Below are 21,040 nucleotides of genomic sequence, written 5' to 3' on the forward strand. Positions count from 1 at the left end.
GATCCGGGCAGATCCACGTCCTCAAGGAGGCCCCTCGATGTCCGTGCACCCCCGCGCCGGCACACCCGCCGACTCCCGCGACACCATCGACGTCCCAAGGGTGGTCCTCAGCTACTACACCGAGCATCCCGATCCGCAGGTGGCCGAGCAGAAGGTCGCCTTCGGCACCTCCGGGCACCGGGGCTCCAGCCTGCGGACCGCGTTCAACGAGGACCACATCGTGGCCACCAGCCAGGCCATCGTCGAGTACCGCCGGGACCAGGGCACCGACGGCCCGCTGTTCCTCGGCCGGGACACCCACGCGCTGTCCGAGCCGGCCATGGTGTCGGCGCTGGAGGTGTTCGCCGCCAACGACGTCAAGGTGCTGATCGACAGCCGGGACGGCTACACGCCGACGCCTGCGCTGTCGCACGCGATCCTCACGTACAACCGCGGCCGTTCCGGCGGGCTGGCGGACGGAGTCGTCGTCACGCCCTCGCACAACCCGCCGGACGACGGCGGCTTCAAGTACAACCCGCCCAACGGGGGCCCGGCCGACACCGACGCCACCAAGTGGATCCAGGACCGCGCCAACGCGCTCATCGCGGGCGGGCTCAAGGACGTCCGCCGCGTCGGCGCGGCCCGGGCCCGGGCCTCCGAGCTGGTGTCCGGCTACGACTATCTCTCCAGCTACGTCGACGACCTCGGCGCGGTCATCGACATGGACGCGATCCGTACCGCGGGCGTGCGCATCGGCGCCGACCCGCTGGGCGGTGCGTCGGTGGCGTACTGGGGTGAGATCGGCGAGCGCTACGGGCTGGACCTGACCGTGGTGAACCCCGACGTCGACCCGACCTTCCGGTTCATGACGCTGGACTGGGACGGCAAGATCCGGATGGACTGCTCGTCGCCGTACGCGATGGCCTCCCTCATCGCCCAGAAGGACCGGTTCCAGCTGGCGACCGGCAACGACGCCGACGCCGACCGGCACGGCATCGTCACCCCCGACGGCGGGCTGATGAACCCCAACCACTACCTCGCGGTGGCGATCTCCTACCTGTTCCGGGTCCGCACCGACTGGCCCGCCGGGGCGGCGATCGGCAAGACGCTCGTGTCGTCGTCGATGATCGACCGGGTCGCCGCGGACCTGGGCCGCAAGCTCGTCGAGGTGCCGGTCGGCTTCAAGTGGTTCGTGCCCGGGCTGCTGGACGGCTCGGTGGGCTTCGGCGGCGAGGAGAGCGCCGGCGCGTCGTTCCTGCGCCGCGACGGCGGCCCGTGGAGCACCGACAAGGACGGCATCCTGCTCGACCTGCTCGCGTCCGAGATCCTCGCGACCACCGGGCGGACCCCCAGCCAGCACTACGCCGACCTGACGGCGAAGTTCGGCTCGCCCGCGTACGCCCGCATCGACGCCCCGGCGACCCGCGACGAGAAGGCGATCCTCGGCAAGCTGTCGCCGTCGCAGGTGTCCGCCAAGGAGCTCGACGGCGAGCCGATCACGGCCGTGCTGACCAGCGCGCCCGGCAACGACGCCCCGATCGGCGGGCTCAAGGTGGCCACCGAGTCCGGGTGGTTCGCCGCGCGCCCGTCCGGCACCGAGGACGTCTACAAGATCTACGCCGAGTCGTTCAAGGGCCCGGAGGCCCTCGCCCGCATCCAGGAGGAGGCCCGCGCGGTCGTGTCCGCCGCCCTCAAGGGGTAGGTCTCACCAGGCCGAGGTTGTAGGCGACGATCGTCGCCTGCACCCGGTCGCGGACGCCGAGCTTGGCGAGCAGGGCGTTGACGTGCGCCTTCACGGTGCCGGTCGTGATGCCCAGCGCCGCGCCGATCTCGGCGTTCGACAGGCCGCCGGCGATGCTGACCAGCACCTCGCGCTCGCGCGGGGTCAGCCCGGCCAGGCGAGGGTCGTCGCCCGCGACGGCGACCACCCCGCCGCCGGCGAACGCGTCGATCAGGCGGCGGGTGACGGCGGGGCTGAGCATCGCCTCGCCGTCCGCCACGACCCGGATGGCGGCGAGCAGGTCGGCGGGCTCGGTGTCCTTGAGCACGAAGCCGGACGCGCCCGCCTTGAGCGCCTCGTAGACGTACGCGTCCTGGTGGAAGGTGGTCAGCACCAGCACCTTCGGCGGCTGCGGCCCGGCGGTCAGGTGGGCCGTGGCGGTCAGCCCGTCCATCCCGGGCATCCGGATGTCCATGAGCACGACGTCGGGCCGGACGCGGGCGGCCACCTCCAGCGCCGCGGCGCCGTCGCCGGCCTCGCCCACGATCGCCAGGTCCTCCTCGGCATCCACGATGGCCGCTATCCCGGCCCGCACCATCAGCTGGTCGTCCACGACCATCACGCGGGTTGCGATGACGTCACCTCCCCGTTCGGCAATGTGATCTCGGGCCGGGCGCCGGTGGTCAGCGCGCCGCCGACCGCGGCCAGCCGGGCGCGCAGGCTCGCGGCCACCTCGCCGCCGGGGTCGGCCGGCATCGGTGTCACGCTGATCCGCAGCGGGTCGCCCGACAGGTCCACCCGGACTTTCACCGGCCCGGTGTCGCCGGCCAGCAGCAGCTCGACCACCCGGTACGCGGACAGGTCCACGTCCGGGCCGAGCGCCCGGGCCGCCCCGGTCACCTCGAGGGTCACCGACCGGCCGTTGGCGCGCCACCGCTCGGCGAGCTGCGGCAACGCGGCCAGGGTGGGCTGCGGCGTACGGCCACCGTCGGCCGGCGTCTCCCGCAGGTCGTTGAGCAGTCCCCGCATGCCGTCCAGGGCGGTGCGGGCGGACTGCAGCACCTGATCGAGGTCCCCGCGGTCGGCGGCCTCCGCCACCCTGGCGGTGTCGCGCAGCACCGCGGCGCGCAGCCCGGCGGCCACCCGGGCCCGCTCGGCGCCCGCCTCGGCGGCGGCCGCGCCGATCGCGTACTCCAGCCTCAGCCGCTCGGCGTCGCGGCGCCGGCGCACCAGGAACCCGGTCAGCCAGGCGCCGAACACGGGCCACGCCAGCGGGACACCCACGATCACGGTCATGAGGAACAACAGCAGCGCGGGCGGGTCACCGGCGTCCTCGGGCGGTGGGTCGAGCACGAACATCAGCGTGAACGCCGGGATCGTCGTGATCATCACCGCGAGCATCGACAGCCAGGACAGCACCGGATCCCGGCCGTAGCGGGCGACGGCGTGCACCGCCAGCACCTCCACGCTCAGGCCCGCGGCGGCGATCCAGCCGTGGCTGAGGGAGGCCAGACCCACGGCCAGCAGCGCGGGCCACAGCCACATCGTCGCCACAGCGGCCGCCAGGACGATCCACGGCCGGTTGCGACGCCAGATCAGGGGTGCGGCATGCGCGATGATCACCAGCGCCGCCAGCGGGGCCCGGCCGGGTGTCACGGACCGTTCGCCGACCAGCACCAGCAGGGCGAACGCGGGCGGCACCAGTGCCAGCAGCGGCACCGCGGCGTCGATGACCCGATCGGTGTCCGGACGCCGGACCCGCGCCACGGCGGGGAGGGGGCCGTCCGGGAGAACCGCCCGCACCTGCCATCCGCCTCCGTCGCGCGGGCCGGCCTCGAGGGTCCCACCGACTGCCTCCGCGCGCTCGCGCATGCCGGTGAGACCGCGCCCGGAGCCCAGCCGGCCGGCGGCGGCGCCGTCCGGTGCTGCGGGCCCGTCGTCGGCCACGGTCAGCTCCACACCGGCGGGTACGGTTTCTAGCCGGAGATCGACGGCGGAGCCGGGGGCGTAGCGCAGGGTGTTCGTGAGCGCCTCGCGCGCGATCCCGTACGCGGCGTCCGCGACGGCCGGCACCGGTGCCGCCGAAGCCGTGACCGTCACCCGCTGGCCCAGCCGGCGGAAGCCCTCGGCCAGCTCCTCGAGCGGGGTCCCCCCGCCGCCGGGCCGCTCGTCCGGCCACTGCAGGAGGGCGACCAGCCGGTGCAGGGCGGCGAGCGTCTCGCGGCCGGTCCGGGCGGCGAAGTCGCGGGCCTCGGTCACCAGCTCCGGCCGGGACGCCCCGATCCGCTGGGCGGCGGAGGCGATCACGACGATCGACGTCAGGTGGTGCGCGGTCACGTCGTGCAGCTCGCGGGCGAGCCGGTGACGCTCGTTGTCCGCGGCCCGCGACCGGCGGTCCTCCGCCTCGGCCAGCTCGGCGGCCGCCCGGGCCCGGTCGGCGTGCCAGCGATGCCGGGCACGGCCCAGCGCCACGACGGTCACGTAGAGGGCCACGAGGAAGCCGACACCGGCCGGATAGTCGGCGCCCATCTCGCCGTTGGCCGCCATCACCGCGCTCTGCCACCCGATGAGGCCCGAGGCGGTCAGGACCGCGGCGCGCTGGCTGCGGAGCACCGCCACGCCGTAGAGCGCGACGATGTCGGCGGCCGAGATCGCCGACAGGCTGTCGGGCGGCAGGCCCCATTCCCCGACGCTCAGCGCGCCGACCACCACGCCGGTCACCACCAGCGGCGCCGTACGCCGCCACAACAGCGCCACCGCCGTCGCCACCGTGACCGCCACGGCCGTCGCGACGGCCACCGCGGACACCCGCTGCCGCTCGAGCAGGGGCAGGCCGGGCCACGCCGTGAGCTGCAGCAGAGCGAGCACGACGGGCAGCACCCAGACCGGAATCCGTTTCATGACGAGAGCGACCCTAGGCGCCACGCGCACGCGCGCACATCGGTCTTCGGTTCAACCCGATCTCTATCGCAGGTTAGGGACGGGAATCCGGCGCCGGCCGGATCCGCCGTCCACGCTGTGCCGGAAGACTCCTCGGCATGGATCTCTACCACCGGCTGGACCGCACGCCGCAGCACCGCTGGTGGCGGGCACCGGCGGCGGCCGCCCTCGTCGTCGTGCTGGCGCTCGCCCTGCAACTCGTGCTCTTCCTCGGCTTCGCGGCCGCGGGGGCGATCGCCGGTCGCCCGGACGGGCCGGAGGGCGTACCGAGCCTGGGGCCGCTCGCCGACCTCGCCCTGACGTTCCTGTCCGTCGCGGTGCTGCTGCCGGCCGTGTGGCTCGCGGTGCTGTGCCTGCAGCACCGGCGGCCCGGGACGCTGTCGTCGGTCGCCGGCCGGCTCCGCGGCCGTCTCCTCGCCCGAGCCCTGCCGCTCGCCGGGGCGTCGGCCGTGCTCAGCCTGGTCGCCGGCGTCGGGCTGAGTGTGGCCACCGGAGCGCCGAGCGGCGTCGAGGGCACCTTCGCCGGCTGGTGGGACTCGGCGCGTGGCGTCGTCGTGGTCCTGCTGGTCGTGCCGGTCCAGGCCGCCGCGGAGGAGTATGCGTTCCGCGGCTGGCTGCTGCAGGCGCTCGGTGCGTACGCCCGCCGCCCCTGGCTGCCCATCGCGGTGCAGGCCCTGCTCTTCGCCGCCCTCCACGGCTGGGGGACACCGTGGGGCTTCGCGGACCTCGTGGTGTTCGGTGTGCTGACGGGATGGCTGACGGTCCGTACCGGCGGGCTCGAGGCGGCGATCGCCCTGCACGTCGCGAACAACGTCCTCGCCGGGCTGCTCGCCGTCGGCACCGGGCAGCTGACCGTCGATGGGACCGCCGCCGACGCGCCCTGGCAGGTCGTCGTGGTCGATGTGCTGGTGGTGGCGGTCTACACGCTGGTGGTGGCGCGGCTGAGCCCCCCGGGAGCTCCGGCGGCGGTGCCTTCCGTCACGCTCGCGCCGGTGGCGGCCGGAATGCGGTAATTCTCAGCTTCCCTGCGTGATCGCCGACTGGAATTCCGCCAGGACCGGACAGCGACAGGGAGCAGGTCGCAGAATGACCACGCCACCAGCAGCCACGCGGGTGGGCCGCCGGCGCGCGCAGAAACAGGCTCAGCCTGGTCTGCTGCCGCTGGTGATCGCCTGCTGCGCGTTGGTGTGGGTGCTGGTGTGGCTCGTGACCAGGGACGAGCTCAGCTCGATGCGCGGCGGGTACATCGCCGGCCCGATCGCCATGATGGCCGCGTTCCTGGCCTGCCGGCGGATCGGCGCCATGATCGTCGTGGCCCGCCCGATCCGCGGCTTCTGGCGGCACTTCTCGCACGCCGCGATCTGCGTCGGCATCGGGACCACCGTGAGCGTCGCGCTCAACAACAACACGGCTGGGATCTCGCCGTTGGTGGCGGCACCGGTGCTCGTGGGCGTGACCTTCCTCATGCTGGCGTTCCTGCAGCTGCCGCGCGAGGTCAGATCGGTGCAACGCTGGGCGCAGGTCCTGCTGGACGGCGCGACGGTCGCCGTCGCGGGTGCCCTGATCTTCTGGTACGTGATCTTCGAGCTGGCCCCGCCCGGCGCGGACCGCATCACCCAGCACGGTGCCGCCCTGGTCGGCGTCGGCGGCCTCATCGCGCTCGTGGTCATCGGCCGGGCCGCACTGAGCCCGGCCAGCCTGGTCGACCCGGTGGCGTTGCGGATCGTCGCGGTGGGCCCCCTCACCGGTGTCGTGGCGGCGGTCCTGCTGATCGCCGGCGGGGACACCGGGCGGCTCTGGTCGTCGATGCTGGCCGGGCCGATCGTGGGCGGGGCCATGACCCTCGCCGCGCACCGCCAGCAGCTCGTCCTGAGCCGGCCCGGCGTGCCGAGGGCGCCCGGCGGGCGCAGCATCTACAACGCGCTCCCGCTGGCCGCGGTCATCGCGACCGCGGCCCTCGTCATCACGGTCTCGGCCCGGCAGCTCGACACCGACCAGCGGGTCGTCATCATCGGCGCGGTGCTGATCGCCGCGTTCGTCGTCGCGCGCCAGCTCCTCGGGCTGCGCGCCAACGAGAAGATGCTGGTCGGCATCCGGCGCCAGCAGGCCGAGCTCGAGCACCTGGCGATGCACGACCCGCTCACCGGGCTGGCGAACCGCGCCCGCTTCGGCGCGGTGCTCGGCGAGCGCCTGGACGCCCACCTCCCCGCCAGCGTGCTGCTCGTCGACATCGACGACTTCAAGATGGTCAACGACACCATGGGTCACGCCGTCGGCGACCAGCTGCTGCACGAGGTGGCGCAGCGGCTACGCCACCACAGCGCCGTCACCCACCTGCCCGCGCGGCTCGGCGGCGACGAGTTCGCCGTCCTGCTGGACACCGAGGAGCCGGTGCAGGCCGAGGCCGCCGCGGCGCGCATCCTGGCCGCTCTCGCCGTGCCCTTCAAGGTGGGGGAGCACCAGCTGCTCGCGCACGCCAGCATCGGCGTGGCGCTGGCCGGCCCGGGCGACAGCGCCGACGAGGTGCTGCGCAACGCCGACATCGCCATGTACGCCGCCAAGGGTGCCGGCAAGGCCTCCTGGGCCCGTTTCGAGCCGCGGATGCGCCACGAGGTGGTCAACCACGCCCGCGTCGGCAGCGAGCTGCACAACGCGATCATCCGGCACGAGCTCTACCTGATGTACCAGCCGGTCTTCGACATCACCACCGGACGGATGTCCGGCGCGGAGGCGCTGGTCCGCTGGCACCACCCGGTGCGCGGCAACGTGTCGCCGGGCGACTTCATCCCGGTGGCCGAGCGGTCCGGGCTGATCGTGCCGCTGGGTGCCTGGGTGCTGCGGGAGGCCTGCGAGCAGCTCGCCCGCTGGCACGCCGAGTACGGTCCCGCCGCCATCCGGTCGATCAACGTGAACGTGGCGGCCCGGCAGCTGCGCGAGACCGGCTTCGTGGACCAGGTCGCGGCGGTGCTCAGCGACACCGGGCTGGTCCCGGCCAACCTGGTCCTCGAGGTGACCGAGTCGTCGGTGGTCGAGGGCCGGCAGGTCCGCGACACCCTGCAGGCCCTGCACGAGCTGGGCGTCCGCCTGGCCCTGGACGACTTCGGGACCGGCCAGTCCAGCCTGAGCCTGCTGCGCGCCTTCCCGGTGGACGTCCTGAAGCTCGACAAGTCGTTCGTCGACGGCATCAGCGACGGCGAGGACCGCGGCCGCCTCGCGGTGGCCGCGGCGGTCGCTCAGCTGGCGGAGTACCTGAACCTGTACGCCGTGGCCGAGGGCATCGAGAACGCCGCGCAGCTGGAGCGGCTACGCCAGATGGGCTACCGGCTCGGCCAGGGCTACTTCATGGCCAAGCCGCTGCCGCCGGCGGAGATGGCGGCCCTGATGATCCGGACCACCGCCCCCGCCGTCACGGTCGCGACCTAGGCGGAGACCTCGTTGCGCTCCGCACCCCACATGGTGTGGAACGCGCCCTCCTTGTCGACGCGGTGGTACGTGTGCGCGCCGAAGAAGTCGCGCTGGCCCTGGATCAGCGCGGCCGGCAGGCGCTCGGCGCGCAGGCCGTCGTAGTAGGCCAGCGCGGACGCGAAACCGGGCGCCGGGATGCCCTGCTGGGCCGCCAGTGCCACGACCCGGCGCCACGCCTCCTGCGCGCCGCTGACCGCGTCGAGGAAGTAGTCGTCGACGAGCAGCGTCTGCAGGTTCGCGTCCTTGTCGTACGCCTGCTTGATGAAGTCCAGGAACTTGGCCCGGATGATGCAGCCGGCCCGCCAGATCTTGGCCATCGCGCCCGGGTCGATCTCCCAGCCGTACTCGGCGCTCGCCGCCTGGATCTGCTGGAAGCCCTGGGCGTACGCGACGATCTTGGAGGCGAACAGCGCCTGCTCGACGTCCGCCTGCAGGTCGGCACCGCCGGCGCCGGTCTGCGCCGACGGCCCGGGCAGCCGGCCGGCCGCCGCCTTGCGCACGTCGGCGCCGCCGGACAGGGCCCGCGCGAAGACCGCCTCGGCGATGCCGCTCACCGGTACGCCCAGGTCCAGCGCCGACTGCACGGTCCAGCGGCCGGTGCCCTTCTGCTCCGCCTGGTCCACCACCACGTCGACGAACGGCTTGCCGGTCTCCGCGTCGACCTGCTTGAGCACCTCGGCGGTGATCTCGATCAGGTACGAGCCCAGCCGCCCCTCGTTCCAGCCCCGGAACACGTCGGCGATCTCCGCGGGCGAGTGGCCGCCGGCCTGCCGGAGCAGGTCGTACGCCTCCGCGATGAGCTGCATGTCCGCGTACTCGATGCCGTTGTGCACCATCTTGACGAAGTGGCCGGCGCCGTCCGGGCCGACGTGCACGCAGCACGGCTCGCCGTCCACCTTGGCCGAGATGTCCTCGAGCAGCGGGCCGAGCGACTCGTACGACTCCTTCGAGCCGCCGGGCATGATGCTCGGGCCGTGCAGCGCACCCTCCTCGCCGCCGGACACGCCGGTGCCGACGAAGTGCAGGCCCCGCTCCTTGAGCGCGGCCTCCCGCCGGCGGGTGTCCGCGAAGTGCGCGTTGCCCGCGTCGATGATCATGTCGCCCGGCTCCAGCAGCGGGGCGAACTCCTCGATAACCGCGTCGGTCGGCTTGCCGGCCTTCACCATGATCACCACGCGCCGCGGCCGCTCGAGGCTCGCCACGAAGTCCTCGGCGCTCTCCGCGGGGAGAAACGTGCCCTCATGGCCGAACTCCTCGACGAGTTCCTTGGTGCGACCGTAGCTCCGGTTGTGCACGGCGACCGTGTGCCCGTGGCGGGCGAAGTTGCGGGCCAGGTTGCGCCCCATCACCGCCAGGCCGGTAACGCCGATCTGAGCCTTTTCCGTCATGAACGTCCTTCCTCCACGCGAGAGGCGGGCTGCATCCCGTCAGTCGCAAGCCGTCACGAGCATTGTTACGGATTCACAACGCCGGGAGTTCGATCGGTCACGAGGAAGGCTCACCCTGCGGGACGCCCCGGCGCGCCGGGGAAGATCGGTCCGACGGTACGCTCGGCGCGTGAAGCGCGGCGAGATCTGGACCATAGGCAGCCGCACCGACCTGCGCTACCGGGTCCTCGTGCTCTCCGCCGACAGCTACAACGAGCGGTCCAACGCGTCGCCCTTCTGCGCCCCGATCGTGCGCCAGCGCGGCGTGACCGAGCTGCCGCCGTACGCGGTGGCCCTGACCGAGCAGGACCCGATCACCGGCGTCGTGGTGATCAACCGGATGCGCCGCCTGCCCGCCTCGGTCGGCGCCGAGCGGATCGGCATGGTGACCGGCGCGAGCATGGCCCGGCTCACCGAGGCGATGCGCAATCTCTTCGAGCTCTGACCGCGGGCACCCGGACGCGGTAGCCCGTCCGGGTGATCCGGTGGACGGAGCGCCGCAGGTCGCGGCGGGATGGGGTGTTCGGGGGATGACGGTGCCGCGCGGGCTGGCGTATCCAGGAGGGCGACGGGGTTCGGTGGGGGCGGCACGGGAGGGGGCAGTGACCTGGATGGGCGGTCGGCAGGCGTACATCGAGGCGGTGGAGAGCCTGCGGACGGCCGCCAACCGGCCCTCCGGTGACGGCGCGCGGTCGGTCGTCGACCGGGCGGTGGGCCTGCTCGCCGGGCGGACCCGGTGCCGGCTCGCCGAGGCGCACCGGCACCTGCTGCGGATGAGCGCCGACCAGGACCGCGACCTCGTCGACGTGGCCGCCGGCGTGATCAGCCTCCTGGACGTCCCGGAGCAGGGCGGCCTGCCGCTGCCGCCACCGTCCTACCCGCCCGCGGTCGGTGTCGCCCAGGTGCGGCACAGCCCCGACTGGCTGCAGGTGGTGCAGGGTGTCCTCGACGCGATGCCGGGGCAGCACGCGCTGCTGACCGCGGTCCGTGACGCGACCGGCCGGCTGGCCGACCTCGAGTTCGCCGCGACCAGCCCCGAGGCGGTCGCCGCCGACAACGGGCGGCACGGGCGCGGCCTCGTCGGCGCGCGGCTGGGCGAGCACTTCCCGCAGTCGCTGGTCAGCGAGCGCTGGCCGGTCTACGAACGGGTGCTCGACACCGGGGAGCCGGCCGAGATCGGACCCTTCCACCATGGGAACGGCAGCTACAGCGTCCGCGCGCACCGCCTCGGCCCTGCGCTGCTGATGACCTGGGAGCGGCACGACGCCAACCCGGCGCAGAGCGAGCGGATCGCCGCCACCGAACGGCTCGGCAACCTCGGCTGGGGCGAGTGGGACCTGGTCAGCGGCCAGGTGCGCTGGTCGGCGCAGCTCTACCGGATCTACGAGCGGGACCCGGCGCTGGGGCCGCTGCCGCGGGAGGAGTCCGAGGCCCTCGCCGTCGCCGAGGACCTGCCGCTGAAGCTGGCGGCGGTCGAGGCCTTCGAACGAGGCGAGCAGGTCGACCTGACCACCCGGGTTCGCATCAACGGCCGGATCAAGCACCTGCGTTCGGTCGTCGACGCGGTCCGGGACGCGTCCGGCGCGCCGCTGCGCATCTACGGCATCGTGCAGGACGTCACCGCGCGGGAGGCGGGCGTCCGGCGTCTCGCCGAGGTCGAGCGCCAGCTCGCCGAGCAGCGCCGCTCGCTGGCCGCCGAGCACGAGCTGGCCGCCAAGCTGCAGCAGGTGATCCTTCCGATTCCCGAGGGCCCCATGGCGCTGCCGGGGCTCAAGGTGGCCGTGCGCTACCTGCCCGCCGAGCAGGAGGGCATGGTCGGCGGCGACTGGTACCACGCTGCGGCCCTGCGCGACGGCTCGGTGCTGCTCGCGGTCGGCGACGTGGCCGGGCACGGCACCCACGCGGCGACGACGATGGCGCAGCTGCGGCACTCGCTGCGCGCGCTCGCGGTCACCACCGACGACCCCAGCGTCCTGCTCGGCCACCTCAACCGGCTGACCTGCGATCTCGACCAGGAGAACCCGGAGACCACGGCGACCGCCATCGTGGCCCGCTTCGACCCGGTCCGCCGCCGGCTGATCTGGGCACAGGCCGGGCACCCGCCGCCGCTGCTGTCCCGCGGCGGCCGCACGGCACCGCTGCCGCGCCCGTCCGGGCCCATGCTGGGCGTGGTCGCGGACGCCGCGTACGAATGCGCCGTGCTGGACCTGGCCATCGGTGACGTGCTCCTCTGCTACACCGACGGCCTCGTCGAGCATCGCCGGCGCAGCCTCGACGACGGGTTGAACGCGGTCATCCGCGCGGTCGACGAGGCGGTCGCGGCGTCACCCCGCCAGCCGCTCGGCGAGCTGCTGAGCCGCCTGCGCCAGGCCAACCCCGACGACGACACCTGCATCCTGGCCGTCCGCCCGATCACCGGCGAGACCCAGGACCTGCGTCACTTCCTGCGGATGGGGTGAGATCGGGTCCGGCCCGGGTACCCAGCGGTGTGGATCTGACCCGCACGCTGGCACCGGACGTGCCCGCCGCCCCGCACAGCGCCAGCGGTGAACGCGCCGACCTGCACGACCTGTCCGGGCTCGCCCCTCCGGCGCGTCCGGCACGACGGTGGCTGCCCCGGCGGGTGGTCGCCACACCGGCGGCGTACGAGCACCCCCACGGCCGGCGCATCATGGCGCGGGTCGAGGCCCAGGGCATCGAGGTCGAGCGGCTGCGCGGCAACCGGCTCACCGGCGTGCGTGGCGCCACCGACCGCGAGACGTACGCCCGCGCGAAGGCCACCCTCGCGATCGTGGTCAGCCCGCCGTCCCGCCGCCGCCTGCAGCCGATCGCCCCGAGCGCGGACTGGCGCGTCGACCTCGCCGAGGGCTGCCCCGCGCACTGCCAGTACTGCTACCTCGCCGGCTCACTGAGCGGCCCGCCGGTCACCCGGGTCTACGCCGACCTCGACGACATCCTGGCCGGGCTGGCGCCGTACGCCGGCACCGCGAAGCGCCGCCCGGGCGAGGGCACGACCTTCGAGGCGTCCTGCTACACCGACCCGCTCGCCCTGGAGCACCTCACCGGAAGCTGGCAGCGCGCGGTCGAGTTCTTCGGGGCCTGGGACGAGGCCGTGCAGCTGCGCTGGACGACGAAGTTCGCCGACGTGGCGCCCTTCGCCGGGCTCCCGCACACGGGCCGGACCCGGGTGCGGTTCAGTGTCAACTGCCTGCCGGTCACGACGCGCTTCGAGGGCGGCACGGCGCGCCTCGAGGACCGCCTGGACGCGCTGCGCCTGCTCGCCCTCGCCGGATATCCGGTCGGGCTCACGATCGCCCCGATCATGCCGGTACCGGACTGGCCCGGGCACTACGGGCATCTGCTCGACGAGGTCGCCCGCGTCACCGAGGGCGTACCCGGGTTGGACCTGACCGCCGAGCTGATCACGCACCGCTTCACCCCGGGCAGCAAGGACGTGCTGCTGGGCTGGTATCCCCGCACCCGCCTGGAGATGGACGAGTCCACCCGCGACCGCAAGCACGGCCGTTTCGGGGCGGTCAAGTACGTCTATCCGCAGGCGGAGATGGCGCGGCTGCGGGCGTGGTTCGAGCAGGAACTGGCCCGCCGGCTCCCCGCCTGCCGGATCCTCTACTGGACCTGAGGCCGCCGGGAGTCATGCGTCGGGGATGATGCCGGCGGCGGTCCCGGGTGTCCAGGCTGGGCCATGGACTGGTCGCCGGGTTCGCTCTTCCTGCTCACGGCCCTGGGATGTCTCTGGTTCGGCATCATCTGGACGTTCATCGCCGTCTTCAACGATCTGTTCCGCCGGCCGATGCCGGGCTGGCTCAAGGCGTGCTGGGTCGCGCTCATCGTGGTGCTGCCGCTGCTCGGCACGCTCATCTACCTGGTCACGCACGCGTCGAGGCCGCAGAAGGAGGCCCCGGTCCGGGACGCCCGGGCGGCCGACGAGATCGCGACCGCGGCCCGGTTGCACGACGAGGGACGGATCTCCGTAGAGGAGTTCGAGTACCTCAAGGGCCGGGCCTTGGGTCTCCATTGACGGCGACCTTCCGGCGCCAGGCATCCGTCAGGGGTGAGGTCCGCGGACGGCGTTGCGGCGACGCTGAAACGGTGACAGCCCGCACGCCTGCCCGCGGCACGGCGCCGCCACGTCGGACCTTGTCCGCGACGGTCGCCTTACTGGTGGCTGTCGCCGTTGCGGGGCGGTACGGGCCGCCGGGTGCCATGCTGCTGGCCGGGCCGCTCGGCGCCGCGGCGCTGGTGGCACTGGCCCGCCGGGCCGGGATGAGCCCCGACGACCTGGGCATCGACCGGCGGTCGTGGCGGCGAGGGGCGGCCTACGCGCTGGCGTGCGTGTCAGCGGTCGCCGTCGTGTACGCGGCGGCGGCTCTGCTGCCGGTTACCCGCCCGGCGTTCCTGGACTCCCGCTACCGCAACGGTTACGGCGCCGCACTGCGGGCCGCGTTCCTCGTCGTCCCGCTCGGCACCGTCCTGTTCGAAGAGGTCGCCTTCCGTGGCGTGCTCTGGGGACTGCTGTACCGCCGGGCCGGTGCTGCCCGGGCGACCCTCGTGTCGTCGGCGCTGTTCGGCCTCTGGCACGTGCTCCCGTCGCTGCGGCTGAACCGCGTGAACCCGGCCGTCTCGCAGCTCGTGGGGCCGGGCCGGGCCGGGCAGGTCCTCGCCGTGACCGGCGCGGTGGTGTTCACGACGGCCGCCGGGGCGGTGCTGTGCGAGCTGCGCCGGCGCAGCGGCAGCCTGCTCGCGCCGGCCGGGCTGCATTGGGCGGTCAACGGTCTCGGAATCCTCGCCGCCGCCGCCGTGGTGAGCTGGTTGGAGCGGACGGTAGCGCGATGATGTCTCGGCTGCGGCAGTGGTGGCACTACACCTTCCTCGGCGTGCTCGGGGCGCTGATCTTCTTCTGCCTGTCGCTGACCCCGTCGCTGCTGCCGCGCGGTGTCGTGCTGCAAGGGATCGTCAGCGGCATCACCGCAGCCATCGGCTACGGCGTCGGCGTGCTGCTGGGCTGGCTGGCGGGGAAACTGTCCGACCGGTCGTTGCCCCGTGCCCGTCCGGTGGCCTGGCGGGGGCTGGCGATCGTGGCAGTACCTGTCGTGGTCTTCTTCCTCTACCAAGGGTCGCAGTGGCAGCGTGAGGTGCACAGTCTCATGGGGATGGCGGCGCCGTCCCGGTTCGGTGCCCTGGGTGTGCTGCTCATCGCGGCCGTGACCGGGGCCGGGCTGGTCGGCCTGATGCGGCTCCTGCGCTCCGCGGCGCGGGCCGTCGGCCGGTTGCTCAGCCGGTGGATACCGGCGAGCACGGCGGGCGTGATCGCCGGGTCGGCGGTGGCGCTGCTCGCGCTGGGCGTCCTCAACGGGGTGGTGATCGACGGCCTGTTCGCCGTCACGGACACCGCGTTCCGCGACATCAACAATGAGACGGAACCGGGCGTGGCACCGCCGGACGACCCGCTGCGCTCCGGCGGCCCCGGTTCCCTGGTGTCGTGGGCGTCACTGGGCAACCAGGGCCGCCAGTTCGTCGCGGGTGGTCCGGACCCGCAGCAGCTGTCCGACTTCGGCGGCGCCCGGGTCCAGCGGCCCATCCGGGTCTACGCCGGCCTGGACTCCGCGCCGACGTCGCGCGAACGAGCCCGGCTCGCCGTGCAGGAGCTGCAGCGGACCGGGGCTTTCCAGCGGGACGTGCTTCTCGTGATCACCACGACCGGTACCGGCTGGGTCGACGAGAACGGGGTGGTGCCGCTGGAGTACATGTACCACGGCGACACGGCGATGGTCGCGTTGCAGTATTCGTACCTGCCGAGCTGGTTGTCGTTCCTGGTCGACAAGGAACGCGCCCGGGAGGCCGGGCGGGACCTGTACAACCAGGTGTACGCCGTCTGGTCGAGGATGCCGCTGAGCGCCCGGCCCAAGCTGCTCGTCTTCGGGGAGAGCCTGGGCTCGTTCGGCGCGGAGTCGGCGTTCGGCGGGGCCGACGACATCCGCAACCGCGTCGACGGGATGCTGCTCGTCGGCCCGCCCAACCGGAACCCGTTGTGGCGCGAGTACGTCGCCGACCGCGACCCGGGCACCACCGAGATCCTGCCCGGCTACGAGCAGGGTGCCACGGTCCGATTCGCCCGCGACCCGGCCATCGACCTCGACGGGCCCGGCACCGCGTGGGCCACGCCGAGGGTGGTGTACCTGCAACACCCGTCGGACCCGATCGTGTGGTGGGCGCCGCGCCTCGCGGTCAGCCGCCCGGACTGGCTGCGCGAGCCGCGCGGCCCCGACGTGTCGCCGGCCGTGCGCTGGTACCCGTTCGTGACCTTCTGGCAGGTGACCGCCGACATGGCATTCTCCACCGGGGTGCCGGCGGGTCACGGGCACAGCTACGGCACGGCACCGGTGACGGCCTGGGCCGCCATCGCGCCGCCGGACGGCTGGACGCCCCGGCGCACCGCCGACCTGACCGCCCTGCTGTCCACTTCCTAGGTCATCGCGGCCGTGATGATCCGCCGGGTGATCTTCGGCTGATCGCCGCCCATGTGCAGGGTGTTCACGGAGTACACCAGCCGGCGGGAAAGGTCCCGCGTGGCACCCATGCCGTTGTTGTAGCCCGGCCGGTCGCCGCTCTTGCCCCAGACCACGACGTCGCCGAAGGCGAACCGGGTCAGCCCCGCGGAGTACGTGGCCCATTCCTCGGTGCCGAAAGTATGTACCCGGGGAACGGTGAACATCTCGGCGAGCTGGGCGCGGGGAACCAGCCTGCCGGAGAACAGCGCGACCATCAGGCGGTCCAGGTCGTCCGCGGTGGAGATCATGGACGCCGCCGACCACTGCAGCGACGGGTTGGCCAGGGTCACGTCACGCCAGCCGTCAGCGGTCGCCTCGTACCCGTGGGCATGCGGACCCGGCACGCGGGGGTCGTCCGCCGGCACGCTCGTGCCGGTCAGATGCAGCGGCGAGATGATGCGCCGCTGCACCTCGTCGGCCCACCGGTTTCCCGTCACCCGCTCGACGAGCAAGCCGGCCATGATGTAGTCCGCGTTGCCGTATCGCTGGAAATCGCCCGGGGTGAAGGCGAGCGGCTTGCTCAGATCCAGCTGGCTGCCCGGTGCCCAGTGATCGTAGCGGTGGATGAAGAACCAGTCGGGCGTCTTGTGCGGCACGTCCACACCGTTGAGCCCGCTGGTGAAGGTGAGCAGGTTCCGCACAGTGATCGGCGCGTACGAGGCGGGCAGGAAACCGGGCATGTACTGCTGCACCGTGCCGTCCAGTGACAGCCGGCCCTCGGCGGCCAGCTGCAGGACCACGACCGCGGTGAACGTCTTGGTCATCGAGCCGATGCGGAACCGGCTGCCGAGGCTGGGCGGGCGGTGACGGCGCACTGAGGTGTGGCCCGAGCTCCCCGACCAGGCGCCGTCACGGCCGCGCACCTGGACGAGGGCGGCACTGGCCTCGTCGTCGGGCAGGTCGGCGATGGCTGCCCGCAGCGCGTGAGGGTCGAGGTCGGGCACGTGCGGCGCGGCCTGGGCGGGTGCGGGCGCGGCGACGGCGAGCCCGGCGGTGAGCAGGAGAACCCCGAGATGGGTACGAAGTGAACGCATGCGGACACTCTGCCGTCCACAGTGGTCCCGGTGGACCCGGTGATTTCCCGGACCGTACCCGGAGACGTGGCCCCCGAGCCGGCTCCGGGATGATGATCGGCATGAGCGCTGAACCACGGGTGTCGTGCGTGTTCGTGTGCCATGACGGCGAGGGCCGGATCCTGCTCGCCCGGCGGTCCGCCGGCGCCCGCGACGAGCCGGGCACCTGGGACACCGGCGCCGGCGCCCTCGAGTTCGGGGAGAGCTTCGAGCAGGCGGTCACCCGCGAGGTGGGGGAGGAGTACGGCGTCGCGCCCGAGGAGATCACCATGCTCGGCGTCCGCAACGTCGTTCGCGCGGACTCCCACTGGGTCGCCCTCGTGTTCGCCGTACGCGTCGACCCCGCCGCCGTCCGCCTCGGCGAGCCGCACAAGTTCGACGAGCTCGGCTGGTTCCCCCGCGACGCGCCGCCCGCCCCGGCCCACTCCCAGCTCGCGGCCACCCTCGAGCTGCTCTGAGCCGTGATCGTCGTCATCACCGGCGTCATGGCGGCCGGAAAGTCCACCGTGGCCCAGCGCCTCGCCGAACGCCTGCCCCGCAGCGCCCACGTACGCGGCGACGTCTTCCGGCGCATGATCGTCTCGGGCCGCGCGGAGCTGGGGACCGACCTCGCGGCCGAGGCGGTGGACCAGCTGTGGCTGCGCTACCGGCTGGCCGCCGGAACCGCCGACGCGTACGCCGACGCGGGCTTCACCACGATCGTGCAGGACGTCATCCTCGGCCCGGACCTGCCACGCTTCCTCGACCTGCTCCGGACGCGGCCGGTGCACGTCGTGGTGCTGGCCCCTGACCCGGCGACCGTCGAGCGCCGCGAGCGGGAACGCGCCAAGTCGGGCTACGGCGAGTGGACCGTGGCGGACCTGGACCGGTCGCTGCGGTCGGAGACGCCGCGCATCGGGCAGTGGATCGACACCTCCGGGCAGACGCCGGACGAGACGGTCGACGCCATCCTCGCCGCGCTGCCCGACCGGAAATGATCGGACGTATACCGGGCTGCGGCGCGGGTATGCGCCCGCCATGTCCCGCTACGGCGACGAGGTCGCGTCGCTGGCCACCGAGCTCGGGGACCCGGGTGATCTCGACGCCCTGATCGGCCGGGCAGCGTCGGCGCGCGTGGTCATGCTGGGTGAGGCCAGCCACGGTACGCACGAGTACTACTCCTGGCGCGCGGCCGTCACCCGGCGGCTGATCGAGGAGCTGGACTTCTCGTTCGTCGCCGTCGAGGGGGACTGGCCGGACTGCGAGCGCGTCGATCACAGCGTGCGCGGCGTGCCCGGCGCTCCCGGGGACCCGCGGGAGGCGCTGCTGGCGTACGACCGATGGCCGACCTGGATGTGGGCCAACGAGGAGGTCGTCGACTTCTGCCGGTGGCTGCGCGAGCGCAACGCCGTCCGCGAGCCGAAGGTCGGGTTCCACGGGCTGGACGTGTACTCGCTGTGGGAGTCGCTGAGGGAGATCCTCGTCCATCTGCGCGAACACGACCCCGAGCAGGTCCCCGCCGCGCTGGCCGCGTACCGGTGCTTCGAGCCGTACGGGGAAGATCCGCAGTCCTATGCCTGGGCGACCCATCTGGTCGCCGCGAGCTGTGAGCGGGAGGTCGTCGACCTGCTCGTGGAGCTGCGCAAGCGGGTGGCCGGTGCCGCCGGCGAGTTCGCCGCCTGGCAGAACGCCGAGGTGGTGGCCGGTGCCGAGCGGTACTACCGGGCGATGGTGCGGGGCGGCCCGGACTCGTGGAACGTGCGGGACCGGCACATGGACGAGAGCCTGGACCGGCTGCTCGGGCACTACGGCCCGGATTCCAAGGCTGTCGTCTGGGCGCACAACACCCACGTCGGCGATGCCCGGGCGACCGACCAGTCCGTGCACGGCGAGGTGACCATCGGCCAGCTGGCCCGGGAGCGGTACGGCAACGACCGGGTGCTGCTGGTCGGTTTCGGCGGGCATCGCGGCACGGTGGTCGCCGGGCGCGACTGGGGTGCGCCGATGGAGGTGATGGGCGTGCCTGCGGCCCGGCCGGACTCCCTGGAGGACGTGCTGCACGCCACGGCACCCGGGTGCGCGCTCTTCGTCTTCCCGCGCCGCGCCGACCAGCCGCCCCTGCTGACCGATGTCGTCGCGCATCGCGCGATCGGCGTGGTCTACCGCCCCGAGCGGGAGCGGTGGGGCAACTACGTGCCGACGGTGCTCGGTGAACGCTACGACGCGTTCCTCTGGTTCGACGAGAGCACCGCCGTCCGTCCGCTGCACACCCTGGGCGTCGACGTCCGCGAGCCCGAGACGTTCCCCTCCGGTGTCTGAGCGCTGCTTCACCGACCGCGCGGCGGCGGGCCGGCTGCTCGGCGTCACGGTGGCGCGCCATCTGGGCACGTTCGGCATGGACCGGCGGCCGCTGGTACTGGCCCTGCCGCGTGGCGGAGTGCCGGTGGCTGCGGGGGTGGCGGCGGCCGTCGGCGCGGACCTCGACCTCGTCATCGTCCGCAAGATCGGTGCGCCGGGCCGGCCGGAGCTGGGTGTCGGCGCGGTCGCGGAGGACGGGCAGCCGGTCTTCGACGACGCACTTCTGGCCGAGCTGGGGCTCACCCCCGCGGACCTGGCGGCGACCGTCGCGGTCGAGCGTGCGGAGCTGGCCCGGCGGGTCACGGCGTACCGCGGCGGCCGGCCCGCGGGGCCGGTGACCGACCGGCTGGTCATCGTCGTCGACGACGGCGTGGCGACCGGGGTGACCGCGCGGGCGGCGTTGCGCTGGCTGCGCGACCGCGGGGCGCGGGCGCTGGTGCTGGCGGCCCCGGTGTGCTCGCGGGACGCCGACCATGCCCTGGCCGCGGACGCGGATCTGGTGATCTGCCTGCAGAAGCCGGCGCGTTTCGGTGCGGTGGGCCGCTTCTACGAGGACTTCTCCCAGCTGACCGATGCGGACGTCCGCGCGGTCACCTCTTGACATCCCGGAGCCCGGCGATAGTCTAAACCCGTCGGTTGATAAACCGACCGGTTGATAAGCCAGGTGGTTGAGAGCATGACGACAGCGGATCCGATCAGCGGCGTCTTCGCCGCCCTCGCCGACCCGACCCGCCGGGCGATCCTGGCCCGGCTGGCGCAGGGCGACGCGACCGTCGCCGAGCTCGGAGCCCCGTTCCCGATCAGCGCCCAGGCGATCTCGAAGCACCTCAACGTGCTCGAGCGCGCCGGCCTGATCGTGCGGACCCGGGAGGCGCAGTGGCGGCGGGTGCGGATCGAGCCGACCCCGCTGCGCGACATCGCCGGCTGGGTCGCGCAGTACCGGCGGCTCTGGGAGGAACGCAACGACGCGCTGAGCAGCTACCTGGACACCCTGCAGAAGGAGCAGTCGTGAGCACCATCGCCATCAGCACCCCGTCCGACACCGAGCTCGTCATGACCCGTACGTTCGACGCCCCGAAGGCCCTGGTCTTCGCCGCGCACACCGAGGCGGACCACATCCGGCACTGGTGGGGCCGCGGCAACCCGCTCGACGTGACGATCGACTTCCGCGTCGGCGGCACCTGGCGCTTCGTCGAGACGGCGGACGGTCAGCAGCACGCCTTCCGCGGAGAGTTCCGCGACATAAAGGCTCCCGACACCTTCACCTGGACCTTCGAGTACGAGCCGATGGCCGGCCACGTCGCCGTCGAGCGCTACGTCTTCACCGAGCAGGACGGGCGGACGACCGTGACCAGCACGACCACGTTCACGTCCCGGGCGGACCGGGACGGCATGATCGAGTCGGGCATGGAGGCGGGCGCCGAGCAGAGCTACGCCGCCCTGGACGTCTACCTTGCCAAGATCAAGTAATGCCGGGAAGGCCGGGCGCCGCTCGCCGTGCGGCGCCCGGAACCGTGGTCTAGTGTCGAT

The 21,040-nt window shown here is 73.2% G+C and carries 19 protein-coding genes; 15 read left to right on the forward strand and 4 right to left on the reverse strand.

What is annotated here, in order from left to right:
- Nucleotides 1–37: 37 nt before the first annotated feature.
- Nucleotides 38–1,681, forward strand: coding sequence for a phosphoglucomutase (alpha-D-glucose-1,6-bisphosphate-dependent) (pgm, locus tag AB0J80_RS31675; RefSeq protein WP_364712286.1), 1,644 nt, complete (start codon nt 38–40; stop codon nt 1,679–1,681).
- On the opposite strand, the gene AB0J80_RS31680 is transcribed toward pgm, so the two are convergent.
- Together AB0J80_RS31680 and AB0J80_RS31685 are read right to left on the reverse strand one after the other, a co-directional pair.
- Entirely contained in the window at nt 1,671–2,333 is a 663-nt protein-coding gene (locus AB0J80_RS31680) for a response regulator transcription factor (protein ID WP_364712349.1), read from the reverse strand. The genes pgm and AB0J80_RS31680 overlap by 11 nt on opposite strands.
- Complete coding sequence (locus AB0J80_RS31685) at nt 2,318–4,600, reverse strand: histidine kinase (protein WP_364712288.1); 2,283 nt, start codon at nt 4,598–4,600, stop codon at nt 2,318–2,320. The genes AB0J80_RS31680 and AB0J80_RS31685 overlap by 16 nt, the downstream gene beginning before the upstream one ends.
- A 137-nt stretch (nt 4,601–4,737) precedes the next feature.
- On the opposite strand from AB0J80_RS31685, the gene AB0J80_RS31690 reads away from it, so the two are divergent.
- The gene (locus tag AB0J80_RS31690; protein ID WP_364712291.1) at nt 4,738–5,652 is read left to right on the forward strand and encodes a type II CAAX endopeptidase family protein; all 915 of its coding nucleotides are present in this window, start codon (nt 4,738–4,740) and stop codon (nt 5,650–5,652) included.
- A gap of 73 nt (nt 5,653–5,725) precedes the next feature.
- On the forward strand, nt 5,726–8,062 hold the full coding sequence (locus AB0J80_RS31695) for a bifunctional diguanylate cyclase/phosphodiesterase (protein ID WP_364712294.1): 2,337 nt from the start codon (nt 5,726–5,728) through the stop codon (nt 8,060–8,062).
- Here the strand turns inward: AB0J80_RS31695 and gndA are convergent.
- Nucleotides 8,059–9,492, reverse strand: coding sequence for an NADP-dependent phosphogluconate dehydrogenase (gndA, locus tag AB0J80_RS31700; protein ID WP_364712295.1), 1,434 nt, complete (start codon nt 9,490–9,492; stop codon nt 8,059–8,061). The genes AB0J80_RS31695 and gndA overlap by 4 nt on opposite strands.
- Before the next feature lie 169 nt (nt 9,493–9,661).
- Here gndA and AB0J80_RS31705 point away from each other — a divergent pair, with 169 nt between their 5' ends.
- The 6 genes from AB0J80_RS31705 (at nt 9,662) to AB0J80_RS31730 (ending at nt 16,019) form a co-directional block, all read left to right on the forward strand.
- On the forward strand, nt 9,662–9,976 hold the full coding sequence (locus AB0J80_RS31705) for a type II toxin-antitoxin system PemK/MazF family toxin (protein ID WP_364712298.1): 315 nt from the start codon (nt 9,662–9,664) through the stop codon (nt 9,974–9,976).
- Between the two features lie 166 nt (nt 9,977–10,142).
- Nucleotides 10,143–11,990: a SpoIIE family protein phosphatase gene (locus AB0J80_RS31710; RefSeq protein ID WP_364712301.1), complete on the forward strand. Its 1,848-nt coding sequence runs from the start codon at nt 10,143–10,145 to the stop codon at nt 11,988–11,990.
- A gap of 29 nt (nt 11,991–12,019) precedes the next feature.
- Nucleotides 12,020–13,171 carry a spore photoproduct lyase family protein gene (locus AB0J80_RS31715; RefSeq protein ID WP_364712303.1) on the forward strand — a complete coding sequence of 384 codons (1,152 nt, stop codon included), beginning with the start codon at nt 12,020–12,022 and terminating at the stop codon, nt 13,169–13,171.
- A 63-nt stretch (nt 13,172–13,234) separates the two neighbouring features.
- Nucleotides 13,235–13,570, forward strand: a complete 336-nt coding sequence (locus tag AB0J80_RS31720; RefSeq protein ID WP_364712306.1) for a PLDc N-terminal domain-containing protein — start codon at nt 13,235–13,237, stop codon at nt 13,568–13,570.
- A 143-nt stretch (nt 13,571–13,713) separates the two neighbouring features.
- On the forward strand, nt 13,714–14,385 hold the full coding sequence (locus AB0J80_RS31725) for a CPBP family intramembrane glutamic endopeptidase (RefSeq protein WP_364712309.1): 672 nt from the start codon (nt 13,714–13,716) through the stop codon (nt 14,383–14,385).
- A complete protein-coding gene (locus AB0J80_RS31730) occupies nt 14,382–16,019 on the forward strand; it encodes an alpha/beta-hydrolase family protein (protein WP_364712312.1) in 1,638 nt (545 codons plus the stop codon). The genes AB0J80_RS31725 and AB0J80_RS31730 overlap by 4 nt, the downstream gene beginning before the upstream one ends.
- Here AB0J80_RS31730 and AB0J80_RS31735 read toward each other — a convergent pair.
- Nucleotides 16,016–17,134, reverse strand: a complete 1,119-nt coding sequence (locus AB0J80_RS31735; RefSeq protein WP_364712314.1) for a serine hydrolase domain-containing protein — start codon at nt 17,132–17,134, stop codon at nt 16,016–16,018. The genes AB0J80_RS31730 and AB0J80_RS31735 overlap by 4 nt on opposite strands.
- A gap of 101 nt (nt 17,135–17,235) precedes the next feature.
- Between AB0J80_RS31735 and AB0J80_RS31740 the strand changes: the two genes are divergently transcribed.
- The 6 genes from AB0J80_RS31740 to AB0J80_RS31765 all read left to right on the forward strand — a co-directional run bounded on the left by AB0J80_RS31740 (nt 17,236) and on the right by AB0J80_RS31765 (nt 20,980).
- Nucleotides 17,236–17,631 carry an NUDIX domain-containing protein gene (locus AB0J80_RS31740; protein ID WP_364712317.1) on the forward strand — a complete coding sequence of 132 codons (396 nt, stop codon included), beginning with the start codon at nt 17,236–17,238 and terminating at the stop codon, nt 17,629–17,631.
- A gap of 3 nt (nt 17,632–17,634) precedes the next feature.
- The gene (locus AB0J80_RS31745; RefSeq protein ID WP_364712319.1) at nt 17,635–18,150 is read left to right on the forward strand and encodes an AAA family ATPase; all 516 of its coding nucleotides are present in this window, start codon (nt 17,635–17,637) and stop codon (nt 18,148–18,150) included.
- 40 nt (nt 18,151–18,190) lie between these two features.
- A complete protein-coding gene (locus AB0J80_RS31750; protein ID WP_364712321.1) occupies nt 18,191–19,471 on the forward strand; it encodes an erythromycin esterase family protein in 1,281 nt (426 codons plus the stop codon).
- On the forward strand, nt 19,464–20,111 hold the full coding sequence (locus AB0J80_RS31755) for a phosphoribosyltransferase family protein (RefSeq protein ID WP_364712323.1): 648 nt from the start codon (nt 19,464–19,466) through the stop codon (nt 20,109–20,111). Before AB0J80_RS31750 ends, AB0J80_RS31755 begins: the two co-directional genes overlap by 8 nt.
- A gap of 75 nt (nt 20,112–20,186) precedes the next feature.
- Nucleotides 20,187–20,522, forward strand: coding sequence for a metalloregulator ArsR/SmtB family transcription factor (locus AB0J80_RS31760; protein ID WP_364712326.1), 336 nt, complete (start codon nt 20,187–20,189; stop codon nt 20,520–20,522).
- Nucleotides 20,519–20,980, forward strand: coding sequence for an SRPBCC domain-containing protein (locus AB0J80_RS31765; protein ID WP_364712330.1), 462 nt, complete (start codon nt 20,519–20,521; stop codon nt 20,978–20,980). Before AB0J80_RS31760 ends, AB0J80_RS31765 begins: the two co-directional genes overlap by 4 nt.
- Nucleotides 20,981–21,040: the final 60 nt, after the last annotated feature.

The organism is Actinoplanes sp. NPDC049548 (genome assembly GCF_040676695.1).
Taxonomy (GTDB): Bacteria; Actinomycetota; Actinomycetes; order Mycobacteriales; family Micromonosporaceae; genus Actinoplanes.